Source organism: Parabacteroides sp. AM58-2XD (assembly GCF_003463685.1).
In the GTDB taxonomy this organism is placed as follows: Bacteria; Bacteroidota; Bacteroidia; order Bacteroidales; family Tannerellaceae; genus Parabacteroides; species Parabacteroides segnis.
In genome coordinates, this window is record NZ_QSDP01000200.1 from 1 (window position 1) to 3627 (window position 3627).

Below are 3627 nucleotides of genomic sequence, written 5' to 3' on the forward strand. Positions count from 1 at the left end.
TCGTTTTTTCTAGTCATTTTTTTTGTGCTGCAAAGGTAAGTGATATTTATTGAAATACAAAGAGTTTTTGAGAAATTATCTATTTGTTCTTCAATGTTTTAATTCGTTTTTTTTCAAAAAGCCGCTTCAATCATAGGTTAACAAAAATTAGGCAAATATAGTGAACTAGAAAAACGATCGTTTTTCTAGTCACTCCAATGACCTTTAAGTATAAGAATTACAATGATTTATGTAGGTTGGCCGCTTGGGACTGACGAACTTTTTTACATAACATCCTTAATTTACAACTTATGAATATCAATGGTTTTGCACTAGTGTTATCACGCGTTAAATTTTTTAACCGTTGGATCGTCCTATTTATTGATTTATTTCTATCAATTCTGGCTACTTCTACTTCTCTGTCATTCCTGTGGTATATCCTTGGAACAGAGCTTGTAGACGATTCTCTTTTTCATATATTATCCATTTCTTTCTGCTGTAGTCTGGTGAGTTTCTTTTTGTGCCAGACCTATAAAGGTGTGATCCGGCATTCTGCATTTACAGAAACTGGACGTCTTGCTTTATCCTCATTAATAAAGGTACTTTTCATTGTCGTTTTGGTTTACCTGACCACGACGATTCAATCTCCTCGTGAATTAGCCTTAGGAGCTGTAGTAGACTTGTTCCTTACCTTCTTCCTTTTGACAATACTCCGTGTTTTCATGATCGTTTTCTATACAATTATAGTCAATAGTGTATCCTTAAATCAAGGGAAACTATTGATCTATCAGGGTGATAAGTCTGGAACTTTCTTGTTTGATGCTTCCCTGAGTGACAAACTATTGTATAAAGTTTGTGGTTTCCTGCGCTTTGGAGATCATACCTGTTTACGTGTAGGAAAATACAGAATTTATTCAATTAAAAAGCAGGTAGACTTTAACCATTTGGTTAATAGGAAAAATATTAAAGCAGTATTGTTTACGGACTATCATTTAGTAAAGGAAGAGAGTGAGCGTTTAGTCCGTTATTGTGAAAAGAAGAAAGTTCGTATGTTGATGCTTCCTTCTGTCGATGAATTGAAGAAAGGTAAGGTTAATTTCCGTAATCTCCCTGAAGTACATATAGAAGATTTATTAGGTCGTGAGGAAATATGTATCAATATGACTGAAATCGCCACTTCCTTGAAAGGCAAAGTTGTTTTGGTAACCGGAGCCGCCGGTTCTATCGGTAGCGAATTATGCCGTCAACTATGTACATTCAATCTGAAGCAATTGATCTTGTTCGACAGTGCAGAAACCCCTATGCACAACATACGTTTGGAACTGGAAGAAAAATTTCCTCAGGTAGAGTTTGCTGCCGTAATGGGAGATATCCGGATGATCGACCGTGTAGAGTCTCTTTTCTTGCGTTTCCAACCTCAATATGTATTTCATGCGGCAGCTTATAAGCACGTACCTTTGATGGAGGAAAATCCTTGTGAAGCAGTCCATACGAATGTATATGGAACCCGTAATGTGGCGGATATGGCTGTCAAATACAATGTAGATAAATTCATAATGATTTCTACCGATAAGGCGGTTAATCCGACTAACGTAATGGGAGCTTCCAAACGCCTGGCAGAAATCTATGTACAAAGTTTAAGTATCGCTATCAGCAAAGGTTTGCATCCGGGTAAAACCCGTTTTATCACGACTCGTTTTGGTAATGTTTTAGGAAGTAACGGTTCTGTTATTCCCCGTTTCCGTGAACAATTGGCAAAAGGTGGCCCTTTGACAGTAACTCATCCCGACATCATCCGCTACTTTATGACAATCCCGGAAGCGTGTCGTTTGGTACTCGAAGCAGCATTTATGGGCAAGGGTAATGAAATCTTTGTATTCGATATGGGAACCCCTGTAAAGATCGCCGATCTGGCTCGTCGTATGATTGAACTGGCAGGTCTTGTCCCCGGCGAGGATATCGAAATCCAATACACCGGTCTTCGCCCGGGAGAAAAATTGTATGAGGAACTTCTGGCAACTAAAGAGAACGTCCTCCCTACGGAGAACGAAAAGATCTACCGTGCCCAAGTCCGCGAATACGACTACGATGATATCTGTACGGTCATGACTCCGCTGATTGATCTCGCGATCAAAGTTGACAAAATGGAGACCGTCCGTATGATGAAAGGAATTGTACCCGAGTTCAAGAGTAAGAATTCGGAATATGAGGTGCTGGATCAATAATAGAGATTATCATTTGCTGGTGTGGAGATCGCGATTATGTATCATAATCAGTACATTGAAGCTACACGGGTTCTGTATAGAATTTCATTGGATGTTTTCAAAAAATCTTTAAATAAGTGCAGGTACTTTTGGGGCATTGTTAAAATGCCCTAATGAAGGGAGTATGCCTTTTTTGAGTGTTTATAGTTTACTTGTATGTCATACTCTAGTAATAAAATTATAGCTAAGAATACAATGATGCTTTATCTGCGTATGTTCTTAACTATGATAGTCGGATTATATACATCTCGTGTTGTATTGACAACGTTAGGGGTAGAAGACTTTGGTATTTATGGCGTAGTGGGTGGTGTTGTATCTATGTTATCTTTCATTAATGCTGCTATGTCCTTATCTACTAGTAGATTTTTAACTATTGAGATCGGAAAGGGGGATATTTGTCGTGCACAAAAGGTGTTTTCTGTAGCTTTTGAAATCCATATAGCTGTAAGCTTGTTGATACTGCTTTTAGCAGAGACTGTAGGTCTATGGTTTGTTGTTAATAAATTGGTAATATCTGAGGATAGAATGATAGCTGCAATGTGGGTATATCAGTGTTCTATTTTGTCAATGATAGTTAGTGTAACGCAGGTTCCATATAATGCTGCAATTATTTCCCATGAGAAAATGAATGTTTATACTTATGTTGAACTTTTAAATGCATTTTTTAAATTAGCTGTTGTTTACTGCCTTTTGATAGGAAAAGTCGATCGTTTAATTCTTTATGCTGTTCTTCAATTATTTGTAAGTACATTTATAGCTCTAATATATCGTGTTTATAGTAAAAAAGAGTATGAGGAATGTCGAATAATATGGATTTATGATAAGCAAATCATCAAACCGATGTTAGGATTCACGGTTTGGAGTATTTTGGGTAATGTTGCATATATAGGTGTAACTCAAGGAGTGAATATATTATTGAATATATTTTTTGGTCCTGTTGTAAATTCTGCTCGTGCTATTGCTGTTCAAGTTCAGGCAACCTTGAATAGTTTTTGGACTAATTTTTTGACAGCTATAAATCCACAAATAATCAAAAGTTATGCTTCTAATGAAGTGAGTAGACTACATGAACTTGTTGCTAGGGGATCGCTCTATGCTTTTTTTTTAATGCTGATTTTTACCGTTCCTGTTATTTCTGAAGCTCCTTATTTACTTAGATTATGGCTAAATAATGTTCCTGACTATACGGTTGCATTTGTTCGTTTAGCATTGATGTTGTCTTTAATTGATTGTATGTCTGAACCTTTAGTTAATGCAATAAAGGCAACAGGTATGATTAAAATATATCAGATAGTGGTTAGTCTAATACTTCTCTCAATTTTACCAGTATCTTATATTTTATTTAAGCTTAATTATCCGCCTTTTTATGTGTATATTATTATAT

The 3627-nt window shown here is 36.4% G+C and carries 2 protein-coding genes; both read left to right on the forward strand.

Annotation, left to right across the window (positions count from 1 at the left end; translation table 11 throughout):
* Positions 1–290 precede the first annotated feature (290 nt).
* Positions 291–2204: a UDP-N-acetylglucosamine 4,6-dehydratase family protein gene (locus DXA15_RS24660; RefSeq protein ID WP_128135800.1), complete on the forward strand. Its 1914-nt coding sequence runs from the start codon at positions 291–293 to the stop codon at positions 2202–2204.
* Between the two features lie 195 nt (positions 2205–2399).
* The coding region (locus DXA15_RS24665) for a hypothetical protein (RefSeq protein WP_128135801.1) at positions 2400–3627 on the forward strand (1228 nt) is incomplete at its 3' end.